Raw genomic sequence first — 22,659 nt, 5'->3', positions numbered from 1 at the left:
GAGCGCTCGGTCAGGTGGTGTGCACGATCAGCACGTCGACCCCGGAGCGGCGGGCCACGTCCGACGGCACCGACCCGAGGATGCGGCCGCTGAGCGTGTTCAGGCCCTTGTTGCCGACGACGAGGAGGTCCGCCCGGTGGTTCTCGACGGCCTTGCGCAGCACGTCGGCCGGGGCCCCGTCCTCGGCGACCTTGGTGATCTTGCGGGCGCCGATCGCGGCGGCCTTGTCCTCCGCGGTGCGGAGCACCTCCTCGGCGGGGGTCCAGCCGCGGACCTGGTAGGCCTCGTCGCCGAGCACGTCCTCGGCGTCCGCGGTGTCCTCCCGGGAGGCGGGGGTGTAGGCCGAGACGATCACGAGCTGGGCCTCCGCGTCCCGGGCGACCGCGGCGGCGCGCTCGACGGCGACGTACGAGGTGGACGATCCGTCGGTGCCGACGACGACGGTGGTGTAGGCGGACATCTGCCCTCCGGGGATCGGGTGTGTCGGCAGGTTACCCGGGGGTAGGCGTCGAGCAGCGTCCGGACCGGCCGTGACCTGCGTGGGGTTCACCCGGTGGGGTGGGCGGCGACCCCCAGCGCGGGGCCGACGAGCCGGGCCCGCAGCGGCCAGCTCGCGTGCCGGTAGAGCGCCCCCATCGCGGCGAGCGTGCCGGGCAGGTCGGCACGCGCGGTGAGGTAGGCCCAGCGGTGGCGCTCGGGGAGCCCGAAGAAGACGTCGAAGAAGCCCGGGACCTGGGCCGGCGGCATCCGCAGCAGGGACTCCAGTCCGCGGCGCCGCAGCGCGTGCACGGCGAGCGCCGGGGCGGGCCAGAGCACCCGCCGGGCGGCCGCGACGGCGTCGGGGCGGGTCAGCGCCTCGGCCAGCCGCGGGGCGAGGGTGAGCGCGGTGGCGACGGAGAACCCGGTGGCGGGGTGGACCAGGGGGGTCGCGGCGCCGAAGGCCGGCTCGGAGGGCCGGGTCGGGCCGACGAGCCGGCGGGGGGACGGGCTGAGCGGGCCGTCGACCGGGAAGCGGACGCGTTCCGTGCGGGCGTCCGCGGGCGCCGCGATCCCGTGGTGGGCGAGCCGCGCGTGCAGTCGCTCCCGCAGCTCGGGCAGGGGGAGCCCCGGCCGGCGGGCCAGGGACGTCTCCTCCAGCAGCACGGCGCCGCCGCCGAGCGGGACGGCGTAGAGGAACGTCGGCCACCCCGGGCGGCCGTGGTCGGGGCGCCAGTCCATGAACAGCGCCTCGCCGGGGGCGACGAACGGTGCGGCGAGGTCCTCGTCCACCACGACGCCGTAGGCCGTCTGCTCCGCGGCGACGCGGCGCGTGGCGGGCCGGTGGCCGGTCGCGTCGATGACGATCCGGGCGCCGAGGCGGGCCTCCACCTCGCCGAGCCGGGCCCGGTGCAGCGCGACGCCCGCGAGGCCCTCGTCGAGCGCGGCCCGCAGCCCCGCCGTGTCCAGGACGGTGTAGTCCCACCCCAGCGCGTGCTCGCGCCCGGCGACCGCCCGGCCGCGGGAGCGGGAGGCGATCGCGGAGTCGGGGAGCGGGGGGAGCTCGCCGGACCAGGCCGCGAACGTGGACCGCCAGGGGCGCTCCGGCGCGGGATCGGCCAGTGCGGTGCGCAGCCCGACCTTCGCGCACGCCCCCGCCAGCGCCCGGCCCGCGGGTCCCCCGCCCGCCACGAGCACGTCGAGCATCGGGTGCCTCAGCGCCCCGACGCCAGTGCTCCGCCGTCGAGCCGGACGGTCTCGCCGGTGATCCAGCCGGACTCGGCGTCGGAGACCAGGAAACCGACCGCCCGCGCCACGTCCTCGGGCCTGCCGAGGCGCTGCATCGGGTAGCGCTTCGCCACGCCCTCCTCGTCGTGGGCGTAGAGGGCCTCGGCGAACCGCGTCCTGACCACCGCCGGGGCCACCGCGTTCACCCGGATCGCGGGCGCCAGCTGCCCGGCCAGCTCCTGGGTCAGCATGATCAGCGCCGCCTTCGACGCGGCGTACGCGCCGATCGCGCCCGTGGCGCGCAGCCCGGCCATGGACGCGACGTTGACGATCGCGCCGCCGGACTCGGCCATCCCCGCCCGGTACGCGAGCTGCGCGAACCCGAGCGCGGCGACCACGTTGACGTCGAACGTCTTGGTCACGGCGGCCAGGTCGGCGTCGATCAGCGACCCGAACTGGGGGTTGATCCCCGCGTTGTTGACCAGGATCGACAGGTCGCCGAACTCGGCCACCGTCCGCTCGACGGCCTCGGCGCGGGAGTCCGGGTCACCCGCGTTGCCTGCGACGGTCAGCACCCGGCCGCCGAGCGCCGCCGCGGCCGCGGCGAGCTCGGGCTCCTTGCGCCCGGTGATCGTGACGGCGGCGCCGCGCCGCAGCAGCTCCTCGGCGATCGCGTAGCCGATCCCGCGGCTCCCGCCGGTGACGAGGGCGGCCCGGCCTGCCAGCTCGGCGCCTGCTCCGGTGACATCGGTCATGACCGGCACCCTACGGCGCAATCCGGTCGCCCCGGCCCGGTAGCCTGGAGGCGTGATCCAGATCGAGTAGGTCAGACGCGCCCCGTCGTGCGTCCCTGCTCGTGTGCCCACCCTCCTTGGAGTACTGCTGTGATCACCGCCTCCGACCTGGAGCTGCGTGCCGGTTCCCGCATCCTGCTGGCCGGCGCGAACCTGCGCGTGCAGCCCGGCGACCGGATCGGTCTCGTCGGGCGCAACGGCGCGGGCAAGACCACCTCGATGCGCGTGCTGGCGGGCGAGGGCGAGCCCTACGGCGGCCGCGTCATGAGCAACGCGCCGATCGGCTACCTCCCGCAGGACCCGCGCGAGGGCGACCTGTCCGTCACCGCGAAGGACCGGGTGCTCTCCGCCCGCGGGCTGGACGAGCTGCTCCGCAAGCTGGAGAAGGTGCAGCTGCGGATGGCCGAGGTCCTCGACGGGCCGGAGAACGACAAGGCCGTCCGCGAGTACGGGCGCCTGGAGGAGCGGTTCTCCTCGCTCGGCGGGTACGCCGCGGAGTCCGAGGCCGCGCGGATCTGCACGAACCTCGGCCTGCCCGAGCGGGTGCTGCACCAGCAGATGCGGACCCTGTCGGGTGGTCAGCGGCGCCGCGTGGAGCTCGCCCGGATCCTGTTCGCGGCCAGCGACGGCGGCTCCCAGTCCGCCACCACGCTGCTGATCGACGAGCCCACCAACCACCTCGACGCCGACTCGATCACGTGGCTGCGCGGTTTCCTCAAGTCCCACGAGGGCGGGCTCGTGGTCATCAGCCACGACACCGACCTGCTGGCGGACGTGGTGAACAAGGTCTGGTTCCTCGACGCCACCCGCGGCGAGGTCGACCAGTACAACATGGACTGGAAGCGCTACCTCGAGGCGCGCGCCACGGACGAGAAGCGCCGCCGCCGCGAGCGGGCCAACGCGGAGAAGAAGGCCTCGGCCCTGCACGCCCAGGCGGCCAAGATGGGCGCCAAGGCCACCAAGGCGGTCGCGGCCAAGAACATGGCCCGCCGCGCGGACGAGCTGCTGGCCGGGCTGGAGCCCGAGCGGCAGGCGGACCGCGTCGCGAAGATCCGCTTCCCCACGCCCGCCCCGTGCGGCCGCACCCCGCTCACGGCGGAGAACCTGTCCAAGGCCTACGGGTCCCTGGAGGTGTTCACCGGCGTCGACCTGGCGATCGACCGCGGCACGAAGGTCGTGGTGCTGGGCCTCAACGGCGCGGGCAAGACCACGCTGCTGCGCATGCTCGCCGGCACCGAGACCTCGGACTCCGGCGAGGTCGTGGCCGGGCACGGGCTGCGCACCGGCTACTTCGCCCAGGAGCACGACACGCTCGACATGAGCGCCAGCGTCTGGGAGAACATCCGGCACGCCTCGCCGGACTCGCCGGAGCAGCAGCTGCGCACCGTGCTCGGCACGTTCATGTTCTCCGGCGAGCAGCTGGAACAGCCCGCGGGCACGCTGTCCGGCGGCGAGCGCACCCGGCTCGCCATGGCGGGTCTGGTGTCCAGTGCCGCCAACGTGCTGCTGCTCGACGAGCCGACGAACAACCTCGACCCGGCCAGCCGCGAGCAGGTGCTGGACGCGCTGCGCCGCTTCGAGGGCGCCGTCGTGCTCGTCACCCACGACCCCGGCGCCGTCGAGGCCCTGGAGCCGGACAAGGTCATCGTGTTGCCGGACGGGACCGAGGACCACTGGTCCGCCGATTATCTCGAGCTCGTCCAATTGGCCTGAATCGTCACGATTCGCACGCCTCGTGCTGTGGTCCAGTTCACGTGGATCACCCGTACGCGTGATCCGTTCGGGGGAACCGCTCACCGATCATGCGTGATGTTGCGCTGGCCACATCCCGGCGGTTGGATCATCATGACCTGCACCGACGAGCCGATGGGCGGCTCCGGTGGGGCCGAGGAGGTCAAGAGTCGTGGCCGACCTGAAGAAGGGCGCCCGGATCACGGGGACCCAGCGTGACAAACTCGCCACCGACCTGAAGAAGAAGTACGAGAAGGGGGCGAGCATCCGCGCACTGGCCGAGCAGACGGGCCGGTCGTACGGATTCGTGCACCGCGTGCTGAGCGAGACCGGGGTGACGCTGCGCGGTCGCGGCGGCGCCACCCGCACCAAGAAGAAGTAGCCCTCCGCCGAGGTGCGCCCGCCGGCGTCAGCAGCGTACGGCGGCGGGCTGCGCTACCCGTACCTCCGCCACGGATTCCCGGTGCCTGTCGCGCCGCGGCGAGCGGGACGGCGCACCATGGTCGAATGGATCGGCCCTTCACCATCATGCGCGCGACGATGCGCGCGGCGGACACCCCGCGGTCCGTGGCCCCCGGGACCGTGCGGCGTATCTGGGGGTTCGCCCGTCCCTACCGCGGTCGGCTGCTGGCGTTCCTGCTGCTCACGACCGGGACCGCGGTCATCGGCGTGGTCACCCCGCTGCTCGCCGGCCGGGTGGTGGACACCATCGTCGGCCGGGCGGACGGGGCCGCCCGCCAGGTCGTCGTCCTCGCGCTGACCATCGCCGCCCTGGCCGTGTGCGAGGCGCTCATCGGGCTCGCCGCGCGCTGGTTCTCCTCCCGGATCGGTGAGGGTCTCATCGTGGACCTGCGCACCGCCGTGTTCGGGCACGTCCAGCGGATGCCGGTCGCCTTCTTCACCCGCACCCGCACCGGTGCGCTGGTCAGCAGGCTCAACAGCGACGTCATCGGGGCCCAGTCGGCGATCACGACGACGCTGGCGAGCGTCCTGTCGAACGTCATCCAGCTGACCCTCGCGCTGGCCGTGATGATCGGGCTCGCCTGGCAGGTCACCGTGCTCGCGCTGGTGCTGCTGCCGATCTTCGTGCTGCCCGCCCGCCGGATGGGCAGGCGGATCGCGGACCTGCGCCGGGAGGCGGCCGACCTCAACGCCGGCATGAGCACCCAGATGACCGAGCGGTTCTCGGCGGCGGGCGCCACGCTGGTCAAGCTGTTCGGCCGCCCGCGCGAGGAGGCGGCGGAGTTCACCGCGCGGGCCGAGCAGGTGCGGGACATCGGGGTCCGGACGGCGATGGTGTCCCGGGTCTTCGTCACGTCGTTGTCGCTGGTCTCGGCCCTGGCGCAGGCGCTGGTCTACGGCCTGGGCGGCTGGCTGGCGGTGACGGGGCGGATCGAGCCCGGCACCGTCGTCACGCTGGCGCTGCTGTTGACCCGGCTCTACACGCCGATGACCGCGCTCGCCAACGCCCGCGTGGACGTGATGTCCGCGCTCGTGGCGTTCGAGCGGGTCTTCGAGGTCCTCGACCTCCCGCCGATGATCACCGAGGGCACCCGGGAGCTGCCGCCGGGCCCGGTGTCCGTGCGGCTGCGGGACGTGCACTTCTCCTACCCCACGGCGGAGCAGGTGTCGCTGGCCTCGCTGGAGGACGTCGCCGTCCTCGACCGCCGGGCGCCCGGCGAGGTGCTGCACGGGATCTCCCTGGAGGCGCCCGCCGGGTCGCTCGTCGCGCTCGTCGGGCCGTCCGGGGCCGGGAAGTCGACGATCGCCGCGCTGCTCCCGCGGCTCTACGACGTCGACTCCGGCGCGGTCGAGCTGGCCGGGACGGACGTGCGGGAGCTGACGTTCGCGTCGCTGCGCCGCACGGTCGGCGTCGTCACCCAGGACGGTCACCTCTTCCACGACACCATCGCCGCCAACCTGCGCTACGCCGCGCCGGAGGCCACGGACGCCGAGCTGCGGGAGGCCGTCGAGCGGGCGCGGCTCGGGGAGGTGCTGGCCCAGCTGCCGGACGGGCTCGACACGGTGGTCGGCGAACGGGGCTACCGGCTCTCCGGCGGGGAGCGCCAGCGGCTGACGATCGCCCGGTTGCTGCTGGCCAGGCCGCCCGTCGTCGTGCTGGACGAGGCGACGGCCCACCTGGACTCGGAGTCCGAGGTCGCCGTCCAGGAGGCCTTGGCGGAGGCCCTCGCCGGTCGCACCGCCATCGTCATCGCCCACCGGCTCTCGACGATCCGGGCGGCTGACCGGATCGCGGTCGTCGAGGCGGGCCGGATCGTGGAGCAGGGGACCCACGAGCAGCTCCTGGCCGCGGGCGGCCGCTACGCCGCCCTCTACCGGACCCAGTTCGCCGCCCCGGTCACCGACGCCTCCTGCGGCCTCCCGGGCTGCGACCACGCTCACACGGTCGGGACGGGGTCGCCCTGACCCGGTCGGCCTACGTTGGGAGCGTGCCCGAACTCGACCGTCGGCACCGCCTCGTCGTCCTGGTGATCTGCTGCTCGAGCCTGTTCGTGGTCAGCATGGACGCCACGATCGTCAACCTGGCGCTGCCCAGCATCCAGACCGACCTCGAGGCGTCGGTGACCGCGCTGCAGTGGACCGTGGACGCCTACACCCTCACGTTGGCTTCGCTGCTGCTGCTCGCGGGCTCGACGGCGGACCGCGTCGGGCGGCGGCGGGTCTTCCGGATCGGGCTGCTGCTCTTCGGCGTGGGCTCGCTGCTCTGCAGCATCGCGCCGACCGCGGGGGCGCTCGTCGCCTTCCGGGTGGTCCAGGCGCTGGGTGGGGCCATGCTCAACCCGGTCGCGATGTCGATCATCGTCACCGTGTTCACCGACCCCCGGGAGCGGGCGCGGGCGATCGGGGCGTGGGCGAGCGTGATCGGGCTCAGCATGGCGCTCGGCCCCCTCGTCGGCGGGGCGCTGGTGGACACGGTCGGCTGGCGCTCGATCTTCTGGCTGAACGTCCCGGTCGTGCTGGCGGCCACGGCGGCCGCGACCCGGTGGGTACCCGAGTCCCGGGCCGCGCACCCGCGCCGCCTGGACCCGGTCGGTCAGCTGCTGGTCACGGTGCTGCTCGGGGGCGCCGTCTTCGCGATCATCGAGGGTCCCGCGCGGGGCTGGACCTCGCCGTGGGTGCTCGGCGCGGCGGTGCTCGCGGCGGCGGCGCTCGGCGCCCTGGTGCCATGGGAGCTGCGGCGTGTCGAGCCGCTGATCGACCCGCGCTTCTTCCGCAGCGTCCCGTTCGCGGGCGCGACCGTCGTGGCCGTCTGCGCGTTCGTCTGCCTGTCGGGGTTCCTGTTCGTCAACGCGCTGTACCTGCAGGTCGCCCGCGGGTACTCGCCACTGCACGCCGGGCTGCTCACGCTCCCGATGGCGGCGATGATGGCCGTGCTGCCGAGCGTGTCCGGGCGGCTGGTCGGCAGCCGCGGGACCCGGATCCCGCTGGTCGTGGGCGGGGCCGCGCTGGCGCTGTCCGGGGCGGTGCTGCTGTTCCTGCGCACGGACTCCCCGCTCTGGCTGCCGATCACCGCGTACGTGGTGTTCGGCGTCGGGTTCGGGATGATCAACCCGCCCATCACCACGACGGCCGTGTCCGGCATGCCCGCCGCGCAGGCCGGGGTGGCCTCGGCGGTCGCGTCGACGAGCCGCCAGGTCGGGGCCGCGCTCGGCGTGGCGGTGATCGGGTCGCTGGTCACCTCGTCCGTGGTGGGCCCGCTGGGGCCGGGGCTCGCCGCGGCGAGCCACGCGGGGTGGGGCGTGGTCATCGGCTGCGGCCTGGCCGTGCTCGCCCTCGGCGTCCTGACGACGGGGGAGTGGGCGCGCGGCACCGCGCGCCGCTCGGCCGAGCTGATCAGCGCCTGACCGACTGCTCCACCACGTCCAGCACCCCGTCGAGCGCGTCCGCGGGCAGTCCCATCGCCAGGTGGCTGACCAGGCCTTCGAGGACCAGCTCGAGGTACTGGGCGACGACGGCGACCGGCACGTCGTCCCGCAGCGTGCCGTTGGCGGCCTGGCGTTCCAGGCGGTCACGGGTGGCGGCGGTCAGCTCCGCCGAGTGCGCCTGCCAGCGCTCGCGGAAGTCCGGGTCGGTGCGCAGCCGCCGCGAGACCTCGAGCCGGGTGCCCAGCCAGCTGGACTCGTCTCCCGGGTCGGGCTTGCGGGCGGTGGCGAGCAGGTCGCGCATGACCTGGACCAGGCCCTGCTCGGCGACGACGTCCGCCATCCGGGCCGCGTCCTGTTCGGCGAGGGCGAGGAACAGCGCGTCCTTGTCACGGAAGTAGTGGAAGATCGCGCCGCGGGACAGCCCGGTGCTCTGCTCGAGCCTGCGCACCGTCGCCCCCTCGTAGCCGTAGGCCGCGAAGCAGCGCCGCGCACCGTCGAGGATGTGCTGGCGCCGGGCGGCGAGCTGGTCGGTACTCACGCGGGGCACGGGGCCAGTATCCCGTACGTACGTCTTGTGGCGCACGACATGCCGACGTGGGGTGCGTCGCGCTCGGGCGGACACCCGTTATGCCCGGTTCGCGCGCCTCCGGTGGCTCTCGGCGACGAGAAATTGTCGGACCCCGCGGGTAGCGTTCTCGGGCGTGGCACCGGAACCGGGTCAGGCGCTCGACGCCGCACTGTCCGCCCAGGGCACCGAGCCGGGAGAGGCGGATCTCCCGCTCCGCACCCGCGCGGAGGCCGAGGCGTTCGTGGCGTCCGTCTGCTTCAAGCACGGGCCCCCGCGGCTCGTCGGCGTCGAGCTCGAGTGGCTGCTGCGCGCCGCAGACCCACCCGAGCTGACCGCGATCCTCGCCGGTCTCGGTCCCCATGCCCCCGCCTCCCTCGCCCCGGGCTCGCCCGCCGCGCCGCTGCCCCACGGCTCGCTCGTCACGGTCGAGCCGGGCGGCCAGGTCGAGCTGGCCAGCCCGCCGCTCGCCTCGCTCCGCGCGTTGACCGCCGCGGTCGAGGAGGACACCCGGTCCCTGCACGCAGGCCTCGCCGCGTACGGGTTGACCCCCGAGCCCCGGGCCGCGGATCCCGACCGTCCCGCCCGGCGCCTGCTCGACCTGCCCCGCTACGCGGCCATGGAGCGCGTGTTCGACCGGCAGGGCCCCTACGGCCGCTCCGGCATGTGCTCGACGTCCGCGGTGCAGGTCGCGCTGGACGCGGGGGAACGCGCCCACATCGCGGCCCGGTGGGCCGCGGTCCACGAGCTCGGGCCGGTGCTGCTCGCCGCGTTCGCCAACTCGCCGGTCCTGCACGGCAGGCGCACCGGGTGGAAGTCGAGCCGGTTCGCGGCGTGGCTGGCGTCGGACCCGGCGCGCACGGCCCCGCCCACCGACCTGGACCGGCCGGACCCGGCGCAGGCCTGGGCGGAGCGCGTGGTCGCGACCCCGCTGCTGTGCGTGCGCGGGGAGGGCGAGTGGATCACACCCGTGGGGGTCACGTTCGCGGACTGGATCGCGGGGGCGCTGCCGGGCACCCCGACCACCGCGGACCTGGAGTACCACGTCTCCACCCTCTTCCCGCCGGTCCGCCCGCGCGGGTTCCTCGAGGTCCGCTACGTCGACGGACAGCAGGGCGCCGACTGGGCGCTGCCCGTGGCGGTGCTCGCGGCGCTGACCGCGCGACCCGCCACGGTCGACCGGGTGCGGGAGCTCTGCGAGCCCGTCCGGGACCGGTGGGTGCAGGCGTGCCGCGTCGGGCTCGAGGACCCCGCGCTCGCCGCGGCGGCGCGCGAGGTGTTCGCGCTGGCCGGGGCCGCCCTGCCCGCGCTCGACCCGCCGCCCGCGCTGGCCGCCCGGCTCGCCGCGGTCACCGAGGGGCGGATCGCCGCGGGCCGGTCCCCGGCGGACGAGCCGCTGCCCGGTGAACCCACCGTGCCCGAACTGGTCGAGATCATCCCGTCCCGGACCGAGGGAGCCCGTCGTGAACCTGCGTGACCGTCTCGTGGCGCAGCTGGAGACCGCCCGCCACCGCAGCACCGTCCTGACCGCGATCGACGACACCGAGCTGGTCGCGCAGCACTCGCCACTGATGTCCCCGCTGGTCTGGGACCTGGCCCACATCGGGAGCCAGGAGGAGCTCTGGCTGGTGCGAGACGTCGGGGGCCGCGAGGCCCTGCGCCCCGAGATCGACGGGCTGTACGACGCGTTCCAGCACTCGCGGGCCAGCCGCGTCGCGCTGCCGCTGCTCACCCCGGAGGAGGCGCGCGCCTACGTCGCGGAGGTGCGGGAGAAGTCGCTGGACGTGCTGGAGCGGCACCCGCTGACCGGGCGCAGGCTGGAGGAGGCGGGCTTCGCCTTCGGCATGATCGTGCAGCACGAGCAGCAGCACGACGAGACCATGCTCGCCACCCACCAGCTGCGCGTCGGCGGCCCGCTGCTGTCCGCCCCGCCGCCGCCCCCGGGCCGGGCGCTGCCCGCGCGCGAGGTGTACGTCCCGGCGGGGGAGTCGGTGCAGGGCACGTCCACCGAGCCGTGGGCGCTGGACAACGAACGCCCCGCCCACACCGTCAGCCTGCCCGCGTACTGGATCGACACCCACCCGGTCACGAACGCCGAGTTCACCGCGTTCGTCGAGGCGGGCGGGTACGGGGACCCGCGCTGGTGGAGCGTCGTCGGTTTCCAGCACGTCCTGGACGAGGGCCTGGTGGCGCCGCGGTTCTGGTCGCGGGACTCGGGGGGCACGTGGTTCCGGCGGCGGTTCGGCGTGGTCGAGCCCGTGCCGGGGGACGAGCCGGTGATGCACGTGAGCTTCCACGAGGCCGAGGCGTACGCCCGCTGGGTCGGCAAGCGCCTGCCCACCGAGGCCGAGTGGGAGAAGGCGGCCCGCTGGGACCCGGAGGCGGGCCGGTCCCGCCGGTTCCCGTGGGGAGACGGCGACCCCACCCCCGAGCACGCCAACCTGGGGCAGCGGCACCTGCAGCCGGCCCCGGTCGGCGCCTACCCGGCCGGGGCGTCGCCACTCGGGGTGGAACAGCTGATCGGAGACGTCTGGGAGTGGTGCTCGTCGGGATGGGAGCCCTACCCGGGGTTCGAGGCCTTCCCGTACCGCGAGTACAGCGAGGTGTTCTTCGGCGGCGACTACAAGGTGCTGCGCGGGGGCTCGTTCGGCACGGACGCCGCGGCCGTCCGCGGCACCTTCCGCAACTGGGACCACCCGATCCGCAGACAGATCTTCTCGGGCTTCCGCTGCGCGCGGGACGCGTCCGGTGTGTAGGCACCACGCGTGGATCGGGCCGCCGCGCCCGGTGTCCGCGCTGGTCCTGGACCCGCCGCACGGGCTGCTGCACCAGTCGTACGCGCCCGCGGACATGCGCGGGGGCGGCACCGTGAACGCGGACGGGTTCGGGGTCGGCTGGTACGCCGAGGCCGCAGGCCCCCCGGTGCGCTACCGCTCGGCGCAGCCGATCTGGTCGGACACGGCGTTCGCCTCGGTCGCGGCGGCGTCCTGCCGGGCGATGCTCGGCGCGGTCCGGTCGGCGACGACCGGCATGCCGGTGACCGACACGGCGGCGGCGCCGTTCGCGGCGGACCGCTGGCTGTTCAGCCACAACGGCGTCGTCCGCGGGTGGCCGGACGCGGTGGCGAAGCTCGCCGAGCGGCTCCCGGTCGTCGACCTGCTCACCCTCGACGCCCCGACGGACGCGGCCCTGCTCTGGGTACTCGTCCGGGATCGGCTGCGCGCGGGGGAGGAGCCCGGCGCGGCGCTCGCGGACACGGTGGCGGGGGTCGCGGCCGCCGCCCCGGGCTCGCGGCTGAACCTGCTGCTCACCGACGGGGAGACGGTCTGGGGCACGGCCTGGGACCACGCCCTGTCGGTGCGCGTCACCGACGAGGAGGCGGAGGTCGCCAGCGAGCCCGTCACCTCCGACGAGCGCTGGCGCCCGGTGCCGGAGGGCCACCTGGTCACCGCAGGCCCCGGCACCCACCACCTCACCCGCATCCGCTGACCGCACCGCACCGCACCGCACCGAGTCGTCCGCCGCGGTGTTCGCCACCACCGGTGCCGTTGGCGCCGGTCGGTCTACGCAAGGAGCACGTGATGAACCGCCTGTCCGCGCAGTCGCCCGTCCTCGACGTCCACCTGACCCCCGACCACGCCGAACGCGCGCTGCGGGAGGACGCCCGTGCGGGGCTCACGGCCAGGCCGAAGGAGCTGCCGCCCAAGTACTTCTACGACGCGCGCGGCAGCGAGCTCTTCGAGCGGATCACCGCCCTGCCGGAGTACTACCCGACCCGCACGGAGCGGGCCCTGCTCGAGGAGTCGGTCGCCGCCATTGCGGAGGCATCCGGGGCGGACACCATCGTCGAGCTCGGGTCGGGGTCGTCGGCCAAGACGCGGCTGCTGCTCGACGCGTTCCGCCCGACCCTGCGCCGCTACGTCCCGCAGGACGTGTCCGAGGCGGCGCTGCGCAGCGCCCTGGACGCGCTCGCGGCCGAGTACCCGGACCTCGAGCTGCACGGCGTCGTCGGCGACTTCACGAAGGACCTCGGGTTCCTGCCCGAGCGCGGCACGCGGCTGATCGCCTTCCTGGGCGGGACCATCGGCAACCTGCGCCCCGCCGAGCGCGCGGCGTTCCTCGCGCACGTCCGGTCGGTCCTCCGGCCGGGCGAGCAGCTGCTGCTGGGCACCGGCCTGGTGATCGACGAGCCCACCCTCGTCGCGGCCTACGACGACGCCGAGGGGGTCACCGCCGAGTTCAACCGGAACGTGCTGCACGTGCTCAACCGCGCGCTGGGTGCGGACTTCGACCCGGACGCGTTCGCCCACGTCGCGCTGTGGGACGCGGAGAACTCCTGGATCGAGATGCGGCTGCGGGCCGAGCGCGCCATGCGGGTGCGCGTTGCGGAGCTGGACCTGGAGGTGGACTTCGCGGAGGGCGAGGAGCTGCGCACGGAGATCTCGGCGAAGTTCGAGCCCGAGACCGTCCGCGCGATGCTCACGGACGCGGGGTTCGACCTGGTCCGCTGGTGGGCGGACGAGGACCGCCGCTTCGCCCTGAGCCTCGCCACCGCGGTCTGACCCGCCACCCGACCCGCCCCGCCGACTCTCGCTCTGCGTGATCCATCCACTCCGGATAGCGTTCGCGCATGGGGGTCTCGCGGCGGGATGCGCTCCGGCTCGGGATCGGCACGGCGGCCCTCGGAGTGCTCTCCGGGTGCGCCCTCGACACCAGCGGGGCACCGGGCGGGACCGGGTCCGGCGCGCTCGTCTTCTACTCGACCCAGCTCTCGACGACCGCGGAGGCCGAGTCCGTCCGCCGTCAGATCCTCACGGGGTTCGACCGGGAGGTGCAGTTCGTCGCCGACTCGTCGGTCACCAAGCTGCTGGACCGGGTCCGGGCCGAGGCGCAGGCCGGGACGTCGAACCTCGGACTGGTCGGCGCGCTGCAGGGCGAGCTCGCGACCCTGCACGCGGAGGGGCTGCTCCGCGACATGACGGACGTCGTGGAGTCCCTCGCCGACCGCGGGTTCACCGCCCGGTACCTCGACCTCGCCCGCGTCGACGGCCGCTACGCCTTCGTCCCGTGGATCTCCGCGAGCTACATCATGGCCGCCCGCCGCGAGGCGCTGCCGTTCCTGCCGCCCGGCGCCGACCTGCAGAACCTCACCTACGACCAGGTCCTGGAGTGGTCGCGCGCGGTGCAGCGGGCCACCGGCTCGCCGCGGTTCGGGCTGCCCGCGGGCGAGAGCGGCCTGCTGAAGCGGTTCCTGCAGGGGTACGCTACCCGAGCTTCACCGGAGGGGTGAACACCACGTTCGCCGGCCCGGACGCCGTCCCGATGTGGGAGTGGCTGCGCGAGATCTGGGCGACCACCAACCCGCAGTCGGTGACCTACGGCTTCATGCAGGAACCGCTGCTCACCGGCGAGGTCTGGATCGCCTGGGACCACGCCGTCCGGCTGGTCGACGCGCTGCAGACCCGGCCGGAGGACATCGTCTCGTTCCCCGCGCCCACCGGCCCGCGCGGCCTCGGCTACCTCCCCGTGCTCGGCGGGCTGGCGATCCCCGCGAGCGTCCCCGACCCGCAGCCGTCGATCGACCTCATCCGGCACCTGACGGACCCGGCCCGCGTCTCGACGACGGTGCGGACCGTCGCCTGGTTCCCGCCGCAGAGCCTGGACTCGATCCCCGGCGGCCTGCCCCCGGGCATCGGGCAGGAGGCGCAGACGCTGCAGCGCATGGTCGAGGCGCCCGGGGCGCTGGCGTCCTCGCTGGCCGTCGGCCTGGGCGGGCAGAGCGGGGCCTACGACAAGGTCTTCACCGACACCTTCCGCGCGATCGCGCTCGACGGCGCCGACATCCGCGACACGCTGGCGAACCAGGCGGTGGCGCTGCAGGGTGTGCTGGACACCGCGGGCGCTGCGTGCTGGGCACCCGACCCGCTCGGCCAGGGGGTCTGCCGTGTCGGTTAGCTCGCCGCGGCCGTCGGCGGCCCTGCCCTACCTGCTGCTCCTGCCGAGCGTCGCGTACCTGGTGATCTTCTTCGCCTCCCCGATGGTGCAGGCGTTCGGGCTGGCCTTCACCAGCACCACGGGGGAGTGGGGCCTCACGTCGCTGTCCGCCATGGTGTCCGACGACCGGTTCTGGCCCGCCGTCTGGACGACCCTGATCCTGCTCGTGGTCCTGCTCCCGATCCAGCTCGCGCTGGCCCTGGCGATGTCGATGATCATCACGGGGCGGCTGCGCGGCCGGGGGTTCTGGCTCTACGTCTTCCTGCTGCCGCTGGGCGTCTCCGAGCTCGGCGCGGGCATCCTGTGGTACTCGATCTTCGTGGAGCAGGGCTGGCTGAACACCGTCCTGCAGGGCGTCGGGCTGATCGACCGGCCGGTGATCTGGCTGGACTACCGGGAGCCGTGGCGGGTGATCGGGACGATCGTGGTCGCGGAGGCCTGGCGGTCGACGTCGTTGCTGGTGATCATCCTCGTCGGCGGGCTCCGGCAGATCCCGAAGGACTACCTGGAGGCCGCGGACGTCTTCCACGCCGGGCCCTGGCAGCGGATGCGCCACGTCGTCCTCCCGCTGCTGCGCCCGACGATCCGCACCGCGCTGATCGTGCGCGTGGTGCTGGCGTTCGAGGTGTTCGCGACCGTGATCGCGTTGGGAGGCACCGCGACCGACACGCTCGCCACCCAGGCCAACCGCGCCTACACCGAGTTCCAGGACGCCCATCTGGCCTCCGCCTACGGGCTCGTCATCCTCGTCGTCTCGCTGGTGGCGGTGGGGCTGGTCCTCGCCGCCCTCCCCGCGCGCAAGGAGCGCGGCGAATGAGGCGGGTGCTCGGGTACGGCGGCGCCACCCTGCTGGCCGGGTGGATCCTGGTGCCGATCTGGTTCGTGGTCGTCGGCGCGTTCTCCACGGCGGACTCGGTCTACACCTATCCGCTCGCGCCCTGGCCGGACTGGTCGCTGGAGTCGATGCGGTTCTTCGTGACGTCCGCCGGGGTGCCGCAGGCACTGCTGTCCAGTGTGGTCGTCGCACTGATCACCGGGATGCTCACGCTGCTCCTGGCCGCGCCCGCCGGATACGCCTTGGCGCGCTTCGTGTTCCCGGGCGCCTCGGCCTACCGCCTGACCGTCCTGGCCACCCGCGCGTTCCCTGTCGTCGTGCTGTCGATCCCGCTCGCGGTGTTCTTCCTGCAGTGGGGGATCTACGACTCGGTGTGGGGCGTCGCGTTCATGCACACCGCGCTGGCGCTGCCGTTCGTGGTGCTGATGGTGGCGGGGGTGTTCGCGGGCGTCCCCGTGGACATCGAGGAGGCCGCGCAGATCTTCGGCTGCTCCCGGTTCGGCGCGTTCCGCCGGGCGGTGGTCCCCAACGCCGCCCCCGGCCTGGCCGCGGCGGGCACGTTCGCGGTACTGCTGTCCTACAACGAGGTGTTCGCCGCCTCGATCCTCACCCTCCAGGAGCCGACGCTGCCGGTGTTCGTCCTCACCGGACTCACCCAGGCGCCGCTGCCGTTCCGCTACGCGGGCGCGCTGTTCCTGCTGGCGCCCGCCTTCCTGTTCATCCTGCTGATCCGCAGGCGCCTCGTCGGCGTCGGCGGACCCACCTTGCGGTAAGGGGAACCCGTTGTCGGACATCAGGATCTCCGGGCTGAGCAAGCGCTATGCGCGCGGCGCCGCACCGGCGGTGAAGGACGTGAGCGTCACCGTCGAGGACGGCGAGTTCTTCGTCCTGCTCGGACCGTCCGGCTGCGGGAAGACCACCCTGCTCCGCGCGATCGCGGGCCTGGAGACCCCGGACGCGGGCACCGTCCACCTCGGGGACCGGGACGTCACGGCGCTGCCGCCGCGCCGCCGCGACCTCGCCATGGTCTTCCAGGGCTACGCCGTGTTCCCGCACCTCACGGTGGCCGAGAACATCGGGTTCGGGCTGCGGATGCGCAAGGAGTCCCGCGCCGACGTCGACGCGGCGGTGCGCCACGCCGCCGGGCTCGTCCAGCTCGGCGACTACCTCGACCGCTACCCGAGCGCCCTGTCCGGCGGGCAGCGCCAACGCGTCGCGGTGGCCAGGGCGGTCGCCGTCCGGCCGTCGGTCCTGCTCATGGACGAGCCGCTGTCCAACCTGGACGCCCTGCTGCGGCTGTCCTTCCGGTCCGAGCTCAAGGCGTTGGCCAAGGAGCTGCACACCACGATCGTCTACGTGACCCACGACCAGGTGGAGGCGCTGTCGCTGGGGGACCGCGTCGCCGTCATGCGGGCGGGGGAGATCGTGCAGTGCGGCACGCCCATGGAGGTCTACGACCGCCCGGTCGACCGCTTCGTCGGCGGCTTCCTCGGCACGCCGCCGATGAACATGCTGCCCGGTGAGGTCTTCGGCGGCCACGGCGTGGCCGGGATCCGGGCCGAGAACATCGAGGCCTCCACGACGGAGCGGGCGGGGGCGCTGGCCGGCCGGGTCCGGCTCGTCGAGCCGCTGGGGTCGCAGCTGCTGGTCACCGTCGCGGCGGGGGAGCAGGACGTGAAGATCCTCACGCCCACGGACTTCCCGGCGGCCGACGGGGCGGACGTGTGGCTGTCCGTCGCGCCCGAGCGGATCCGCTGGTTCGACGCCGACACGGAGCGTGCACTCGCGCGCTGATCTGCGTGATCGCTCTGTCTGCTGTGGAGCGCGGTCGGCCGGGCGGCGGATCCATCCCGCCGTGCCGACCCCGGTCCGGTCGGTCCCGGTCCGTCCGGTGGCTCGGCTGTCCGGCGTAACGGGCCTTCGTCGATCCCGATGAAGCTCGCAGCGGGTGGTTGAGATCGAACTCACTCGTTGTTACTGTGGAGTTAAGTACCTCGTGAACCGATAGGGCGTTGACAAACGTCGGAAGGAAGCGCATCCCGTGAGTACGGAGACCGGCCACCCCACGTCGCACGGAACCACCCTCACGGACACCGCCCTCGGCGACCTCGCCGCGGACGTGTTGCGCGCCAACGACATGGGCGGCTGGACCAAGGCCGCCCCGCTGCTGTACCCGCACCAGTGGAGCTGGGACAGCGCCTTCGTCGCGATCGGGTGGGCGCAGGTCGACGTGCGCCGGGCGATGACCGAGCAGCAGCGGCTGTTCGAGGCCCAGTGGGCGAACGGCATGGTCCCGCAGATCGTGTTCAACCCGCTCGCGGGCCCGGACTCGTACTTCCCGGACCCCGCCCGGTGGGCGGTCGAGGTGTCCCCGGACGCGCCGGTCGGCGTCGCCGAGACCAGCGGGATCTGCCAGCCGCCCGTGCACGCGATCGCCGTGGCGCGGATCTGGGAGGTCGCCGCCGGGACCGAGGCCGAAGCGGACGTCCGCGCGGAGATCCGCACCCTGTTCCCGAAGCTGATGGCCTGGCACCGCTACCTGGCCGAGCACCGCGACCCCTCCGGCTCCGGGCTCGTCACGACCTACCACCCGTGGGAGGGCATCGACAACTCCCCGCGGTGGGACGCGGTGCTGGAGCGGCTCGAGGTCGGGGACGTGCCCGCCTACGTCCGCCGGGACCTGTCCCACGTGGCGGACGCGGGCCAGCGCCCGTCGAACGACGCCTACGACCGCTTCCTCTGGCTGCTCGAACTGCTCAAGCGGCACCGCTACGACGACGCCGCGATCCACCGCTCCTACCCTTTCCTGGTCAAGGACGTGTTCCTGACGTCCGTGCTCGTCATGGCCAACCAGGCGCTGCTCGGGCTGGCGGACGCGGTGGGTGCCACCTCCTCGGCCCGCGCCGAGATCGAGTCCTGGATCGCCCGCGGGCGGGCGGGCATCGCGTCCACCGTGGACACCGAGACCGGCCTGGCCTACGACCTGGACCTGGGCACCGGCACCCCGGTCGAGATCCGCACCTTCGCGGGCCTCTGCCCGCTGCTCGACGCCGAGAGCGGCGACCGCGACCGGGCCCTGAAGAACCTCGACTCCGAGGCCTTCGCCGGCCACCCGGACCTGCGCTGGGCCATGGTCCCGAGCACCAGCCCGCTGGAGGAGTGCTTCGATCCGCGCAACTACTGGCGCGGCCCGATCTGGCCGATCGTCAACTGGCTCTACTGGCGCGGCCTGCGAGACGGCGGCGACCTCGTCCGCGCGGACGCCCTGCGTGAGGCGAGCCTGGACTCGTTGCGGCACGTCGGCTTCGCGGAGTACTTCCACCCCGTCACCGGCGAAGCCCTCGGCTCGGCGATGCAGTCCTGGACCGCCGCCGTGGCCCTCGACTGGCTGGCCTCCTGAACAACGGGCCCGCCTGCAGCGGCTCGCCCGCCGGGTGACGGTTCGCCCGGCAGCAGCTTGCGGGGTGATGGTTTGCCGGGCGGCGGTTTGTCAGGCGGCGGCTTGCCCGGTGACGACTCGTCAGGCGGCGGCTCGCCCGGCGGCGGTTCGCCGGGTGATGGTTTGCCCGGCGGCGGCTTGCCCGACGACGGCTGGTCAGGCGATGGCTTGCCCGGCAGCGGTTCGCCGGCAGAGCACCGCGGGGCCGCTGCGCGACCCGCCCGCAGCTGGTGGCGCTCTCGCCAGGCAGCCGTGTGCCCGGCGAGAGCCTGTCCGGCAACGGTTCGCTCAGCGATGATCCGCGGCTGGGAAGCGAAGCGGTCGGCGCTCGACCGCTCTGCTCCTCGTTCGCGGATCATGCGCGTCGGGGCGGCAGCGAGCTGGCTGGTGATCCACTTGTGGGGAGTGGGGCGGTCGCCGATCGACCTCCTCGCTCCCCGACCATGGATCAGTGAGTGCGCCTGCACAGCCGGGTTTAGTGATCCACTCGTCTGGAGCCGCCCGGTCGCTGACAGACCGCTCGGCTCCTCGATGGTGGATCACGCGCTGGTCGCGGCCTGCGGGGTCGGCAGCCGGTGATGATCCACTCGTGAGGGCTGGGACGGTCATCTACCGACCGCCCTGCTCCCCGGTCACCCATCACCGGGCTGGCCCGCTCGGCCCGACTCCATGATCCACCTGTGAGGAGTGGCGCGGTCGTGTGGCGACCGCTGTGCTCCGGGCTCGCGGATCATGCCTCGGTTCGGCTCCGAGTGCCCGGCAACTGTGATGATCCACTTGTGGGGAGCTGAGCGGTCGCCTGGCGACCTCCCTGCTCCCCGATCATGGATCAGCGGGCGGGTTTGCACGGCCGGGGTTAGGTGATCCACTCTTCGGGAGGAGCGCGGTCGAACCACGACCGCGTTGCGCCCGGACGGTGGGTCATCCAGCGGCCTGCGTGGGGGGTGTGGCGAGGGCACGGCGGATCCGAGCGACGACCATGCCGGGCTCGGTGGTGACGTCCTTCCAGGTGAAGCGCAGGATCCGCCAGCCCGCGTCGACCAGGGCGTTCTGCTTGCGGCGGTCCTCCTGGAAGCGCTCGGGCTCGACGTGCCACGCCCAGCCGTCGGTCTCGATCACGAGCCGCGCCTCGAGGAACGCGATGTCGAGGAACCAGCCGCGGAAGGGGACGTTGCGGGTCCATCCGCCGATGCCCGCCGCACGCATCAGCTGGAACAGCATGCGCTCCAGCCGCGAGTCTGCGCGGTCGGCCGCGGCGACCACGAGCTCGCGCATCCGGGCCGACCCGGTCGACCCCATCGCGCGTCGGTACGCGGAGAGCAGGTCGTCGAAGCGGACCCGACGCCGCAGCGCGCTGTCCAGCAACGTGTCGCCGTCCGGGAGGGCGGTCGCGACCTCCAGCACCGCGAGCGGGACGGCCAGCACGGCCATGCCCCGGCGCCGCGTGACGTCGAGCGGATCGAGGTCCCGGCGCCGCACCCGCACGCCCTCGACCTGGCCGGGGCGACGCCGCCGGGGCACGGTCACGTCGACGAGTGGGCCGGGACGGTCGGCGAGATCGTGGACCCACGCCGCCGCCATTCCGGAGACCACGCCGTCGCTCCAGAGCGAGGCGGTCCGGACACGGACCGCGGGAGCCGAGCGGTCCCCGTGCACGAGATGGACGCGCGGCGCGACCCGGGTCCACACCCCCGCCTCGACGCGCCGTCCGACGGACCGGCGTGACAGCCCGAGCTCGGCCGCCTGCGCGAGGGTGATCAGTCCGTCTTGACGGGCGAGGAGACGGGCGAGTGGGGTGGAGGCCATGTGGGGCAGCCTCGCCGCCCCACCGTCACCCCCGTGCCGTTTCCGCGGATCCCGTTCGCGATCGCGAACTCACGAGATCCGCGAGGGGGAGCACGACGGTCGCATCCCGACCGGGGCCCTCCCGGAGCGTGGATCACGGCACGAGCCTTCTCCGCCCCGCTCCGTGATCCACGGATCGGGAGCGTCCAGGTCGACTGGCGACCCTTCGACTCCCGAACGGCGGATCACGTGGCGGGCGGGTTGGCGATGTCCGCGGAGGGTGATCCACATCTGAGGAGTGGAGCGGCCGGAAGTCGACCGTCCCGCTCCCGAGCGACGGATCATGTGACGGGCGGTCCGCGGCTCGCCCAGCGACCGCGATCCACCACTCAGGAGCGAGACGGTCGACAGTCGCCCGCCGCGCTCCCGGGCAGTGGATCATGCGACGGGCGGGACGGTGCCAGGTCCGCAGAGCATGATCGACGTCGGAGGAGCGGGGCGGTCGGATGTCGACCGTCCCGCTCCCGAGCTGCGGATCATGTGACTGGCGGTCCGCGGCTCGCCCAGCGACCGCGATCCACCACTCAGGAGCGAGACGGACGGCAGTCGCCCGCCGCGCTCCCGGGCAATGGGTCATGTGACGGGCGGGACGGTGCCAGGTCCGCAGAGCATGATCCACGTCTGAGGAGCGGGGCGGTCGGATGTCGACCGCCCTACGCCCGAGTTGTGGATCATGTGGCGGGCGGTCCATGCCGGGCCCGTGGAGGGTGATCCAGGTCTGAGGAGCGGGGCGGTCGGACGTCGACCGTCCCGCTCCCGAGAAGCGGATCATGTGGCGGGCGGGTCAGCGGGACGTCCGCGGAGGGTGATCCACAACTGAGGAGTGAGGCGGCCGGGAGACGACCGCCTTGCTCCCGAGCTGCGGATCACCTGGCCGGCGGGACCGCGGGCATGGGCGTGATCCACGTTCGAGGAGCGGGGCGGTCGGGAGTCGACCGCCTCGCTCCCCGTTCGTGGATCGAGGAGGCTCAGAGGTACGGCGTGGTGATCATCTCGAGGAAGTGGCCCGCCGGGTCGCGGAAGTAGACGCCGCGGCCGCCGTGTCCGGTGTTGGTCTCGCCCGGACGTCGCATCTGCGGGTCCGCCCAGTGCTCGACTCCCTTGTCGCGCAGTCGCCGGTAGGCGCGGTCGAAGAGGGCGTCGTCGACCAGGAAGGCGTAGTGCTGGTTCTGGATCTCGGGGTAGGCCTCGACCGGGAGGTCGGCGAACTGGATCAACACGCCGCCGTCGAGCAGGACGTTGGTGAACGGGCCCCAGGAGGGGGCGCTCGCGGCCTCGAAGATCTCCTGGAAGAAGCGGGCGGACTCGGTGCGGTCGCGCGCGGCGACGATGGTGTGGTTGAACGTGACGGGCATGAGGTGTCCTCTCGGTCGTACCGGGAGGGCGCCCGCGCAGACCGGTGAGCACGTCGAACCGGTGGGCGCGCCCGGGCCTGTTCGGGGTGCTCGGCCCGACGTCACGTCGGTGCCGGCCGGTACAGCCGCTCCTTCCCGATAGGCCCATTGGGGGCGCGAGACCGACTCTAGGACACCAGGTTCACCGGGGACACCGTGTGGTGCGATCCGAGTGCGGATGAGCCGTCCGGGCCTTCGTCGATTACTCCCGCCGGCCCTCCGACGCCGGGGCTCGCCGAGGGACGATCGGGGGAGATGTCCGGGGACGGGGGAGTCATGGCGAACTGTCTGGTGTGCCGCGGGAAGCGGGGGGTCTGTCCGACCTGCCAGGGACGGCGTGACGGGCGGGTCGGCCGCAAGGGCAGCCTGTGGCTGTACGACTGCCCGACCTGCAAGCGGCTCAAGGTGTGTCCCGGCTGCAAGGGCACCGGCAAGGTGAAGTGACGGCCCGGTCCCGGTCCCGGGCGGCGC

21 protein-coding genes are annotated in these 22,659 nt (G+C 73.6%); 15 read left to right on the top strand and 6 right to left on the bottom strand.

Going from position 1 to position 22,659, the window contains the following annotated elements; all coding sequences use genetic code 11:
* Nucleotides 1-10: 10 nt before the first annotated feature.
* The 3 genes from L3X23_RS09815 to L3X23_RS09805 form a co-directional block, all read right to left on the bottom strand.
* Nucleotides 11-460 (bottom strand): universal stress protein, encoded by a 450-nt coding sequence (locus tag L3X23_RS09815; RefSeq protein WP_237191936.1) that lies wholly within the window; start codon nucleotides 458-460, stop codon nucleotides 11-13.
* 86 nt (nucleotides 461-546) lie between these two features.
* Entirely contained in the window at nucleotides 547-1,683 is a 1,137-nt protein-coding gene (locus L3X23_RS09810) for a lycopene cyclase family protein (protein WP_237191935.1), read from the bottom strand.
* Nucleotides 1,684-1,691: 8 nt separating this feature from the next.
* Nucleotides 1,692-2,459 (bottom strand): SDR family oxidoreductase, encoded by a 768-nt coding sequence (locus L3X23_RS09805; protein WP_237191934.1) that lies wholly within the window; start codon nucleotides 2,457-2,459, stop codon nucleotides 1,692-1,694.
* A 129-nt stretch (nucleotides 2,460-2,588) separates the two neighbouring features.
* On the opposite strand from L3X23_RS09805, the gene L3X23_RS09800 reads away from it, so the two are divergent.
* From L3X23_RS09800 to L3X23_RS09785, 4 genes are all read left to right on the top strand, one after another.
* Complete coding sequence (locus L3X23_RS09800; RefSeq protein ID WP_308116887.1) at nucleotides 2,589-4,211, top strand: ABC-F family ATP-binding cassette domain-containing protein; 1,623 nt, start codon at nucleotides 2,589-2,591, stop codon at nucleotides 4,209-4,211.
* Nucleotides 4,212-4,401: 190 nt separating this feature from the next.
* Complete coding sequence (locus L3X23_RS09795; protein WP_028932228.1) at nucleotides 4,402-4,611, top strand: helix-turn-helix domain-containing protein; 210 nt, start codon at nucleotides 4,402-4,404, stop codon at nucleotides 4,609-4,611.
* Nucleotides 4,612-4,736: 125 nt separating this feature from the next.
* The gene (locus tag L3X23_RS09790) at nucleotides 4,737-6,656 is read left to right on the top strand and encodes an ABC transporter ATP-binding protein (RefSeq protein WP_237191933.1); all 1,920 of its coding nucleotides are present in this window, start codon (nucleotides 4,737-4,739) and stop codon (nucleotides 6,654-6,656) included.
* 23 nt (nucleotides 6,657-6,679) lie between these two features.
* Nucleotides 6,680-8,095 carry an MFS transporter gene (locus tag L3X23_RS09785; RefSeq protein WP_237191932.1) on the top strand — a complete coding sequence of 472 codons (1,416 nt, stop codon included), beginning with the start codon at nucleotides 6,680-6,682 and terminating at the stop codon, nucleotides 8,093-8,095.
* Here the strand turns inward: L3X23_RS09785 and L3X23_RS09780 are convergent.
* Entirely contained in the window at nucleotides 8,085-8,663 is a 579-nt protein-coding gene (locus L3X23_RS09780) for a TetR/AcrR family transcriptional regulator (protein WP_237191931.1), read from the bottom strand. The two genes, L3X23_RS09785 and L3X23_RS09780, sit on opposite strands and share 11 nt — an antisense overlap.
* Before the next feature lie 154 nt (nucleotides 8,664-8,817).
* Here L3X23_RS09780 and egtA point away from each other — a divergent pair, with 154 nt between their 5' ends.
* The 10 genes from egtA to L3X23_RS09730 all read left to right on the top strand — a co-directional run bounded on the left by egtA (nucleotide 8,818) and on the right by L3X23_RS09730 (nucleotide 18,910).
* Entirely contained in the window at nucleotides 8,818-10,158 is a 1,341-nt protein-coding gene (gene egtA / locus L3X23_RS09775) for an ergothioneine biosynthesis glutamate--cysteine ligase EgtA (protein ID WP_237191930.1), read from the top strand.
* Nucleotides 10,145-11,437 (top strand): ergothioneine biosynthesis protein EgtB, encoded by a 1,293-nt coding sequence (gene egtB / locus L3X23_RS09770; protein ID WP_237191929.1) that lies wholly within the window; start codon nucleotides 10,145-10,147, stop codon nucleotides 11,435-11,437. The genes egtA and egtB overlap by 14 nt, the downstream gene beginning before the upstream one ends.
* On the top strand, nucleotides 11,430-12,170 hold the full coding sequence (egtC, locus tag L3X23_RS09765) for an ergothioneine biosynthesis protein EgtC (protein WP_237191928.1): 741 nt from the start codon (nucleotides 11,430-11,432) through the stop codon (nucleotides 12,168-12,170). Before egtB ends, egtC begins: the two co-directional genes overlap by 8 nt.
* 92 nt (nucleotides 12,171-12,262) lie before the next feature.
* Nucleotides 12,263-13,243 carry an L-histidine N(alpha)-methyltransferase gene (egtD, locus tag L3X23_RS09760; RefSeq protein ID WP_237191927.1) on the top strand — a complete coding sequence of 327 codons (981 nt, stop codon included), beginning with the start codon at nucleotides 12,263-12,265 and terminating at the stop codon, nucleotides 13,241-13,243.
* 68 nt (nucleotides 13,244-13,311) lie between these two features.
* The gene (locus L3X23_RS09755) at nucleotides 13,312-13,971 is read left to right on the top strand and encodes an ABC transporter substrate-binding protein (protein WP_237191925.1); all 660 of its coding nucleotides are present in this window, start codon (nucleotides 13,312-13,314) and stop codon (nucleotides 13,969-13,971) included.
* Nucleotides 13,968-14,636 (top strand): hypothetical protein, encoded by a 669-nt coding sequence (locus L3X23_RS09750; RefSeq protein WP_237191923.1) that lies wholly within the window; start codon nucleotides 13,968-13,970, stop codon nucleotides 14,634-14,636. The genes L3X23_RS09755 and L3X23_RS09750 overlap by 4 nt, the downstream gene beginning before the upstream one ends.
* Entirely contained in the window at nucleotides 14,626-15,492 is an 867-nt protein-coding gene (locus L3X23_RS09745; protein WP_237191922.1) for a carbohydrate ABC transporter permease, read from the top strand. The genes L3X23_RS09750 and L3X23_RS09745 overlap by 11 nt, the downstream gene beginning before the upstream one ends.
* On the top strand, nucleotides 15,489-16,283 hold the full coding sequence (locus tag L3X23_RS09740; protein ID WP_237191920.1) for a carbohydrate ABC transporter permease: 795 nt from the start codon (nucleotides 15,489-15,491) through the stop codon (nucleotides 16,281-16,283). Before L3X23_RS09745 ends, L3X23_RS09740 begins: the two co-directional genes overlap by 4 nt.
* Nucleotides 16,284-16,293: 10 nt before the next feature.
* Entirely contained in the window at nucleotides 16,294-17,304 is a 1,011-nt protein-coding gene (locus L3X23_RS09735; protein ID WP_237191918.1) for an ABC transporter ATP-binding protein, read from the top strand.
* 247 nt (nucleotides 17,305-17,551) lie between these two features.
* Complete coding sequence (locus L3X23_RS09730; RefSeq protein WP_237191916.1) at nucleotides 17,552-18,910, top strand: glycogen debranching protein; 1,359 nt, start codon at nucleotides 17,552-17,554, stop codon at nucleotides 18,908-18,910.
* A gap of 960 nt (nucleotides 18,911-19,870) precedes the next feature.
* Here the strand turns inward: L3X23_RS09730 and L3X23_RS09725 are convergent.
* The gene (locus tag L3X23_RS09725) at nucleotides 19,871-20,755 is read right to left on the bottom strand and encodes a DUF559 domain-containing protein (protein ID WP_237191914.1); all 885 of its coding nucleotides are present in this window, start codon (nucleotides 20,753-20,755) and stop codon (nucleotides 19,871-19,873) included.
* 1,007 nt (nucleotides 20,756-21,762) lie between these two features.
* A complete protein-coding gene (locus tag L3X23_RS09720) occupies nucleotides 21,763-22,149 on the bottom strand; it encodes a VOC family protein (RefSeq protein WP_237191913.1) in 387 nt (128 codons plus the stop codon).
* Between the two features lie 294 nt (nucleotides 22,150-22,443).
* Between L3X23_RS09720 and L3X23_RS09715 the strand changes: the two genes are divergently transcribed.
* On the top strand, nucleotides 22,444-22,632 hold the full coding sequence (locus L3X23_RS09715) for a hypothetical protein (RefSeq protein WP_237191911.1): 189 nt from the start codon (nucleotides 22,444-22,446) through the stop codon (nucleotides 22,630-22,632).
* Nucleotides 22,633-22,659: the final 27 nt, after the last annotated feature.

The organism is Pseudonocardia sp. WMMC193 (genome assembly GCF_021728735.1).
Classification (GTDB): domain Bacteria; phylum Actinomycetota; class Actinomycetes; order Mycobacteriales; family Pseudonocardiaceae; genus Pseudonocardia; species Pseudonocardia oroxyli.
Note: the sequence above shows the minus strand (reverse complement) of the source record. Positions and strands in the feature narration are given on the sequence as shown.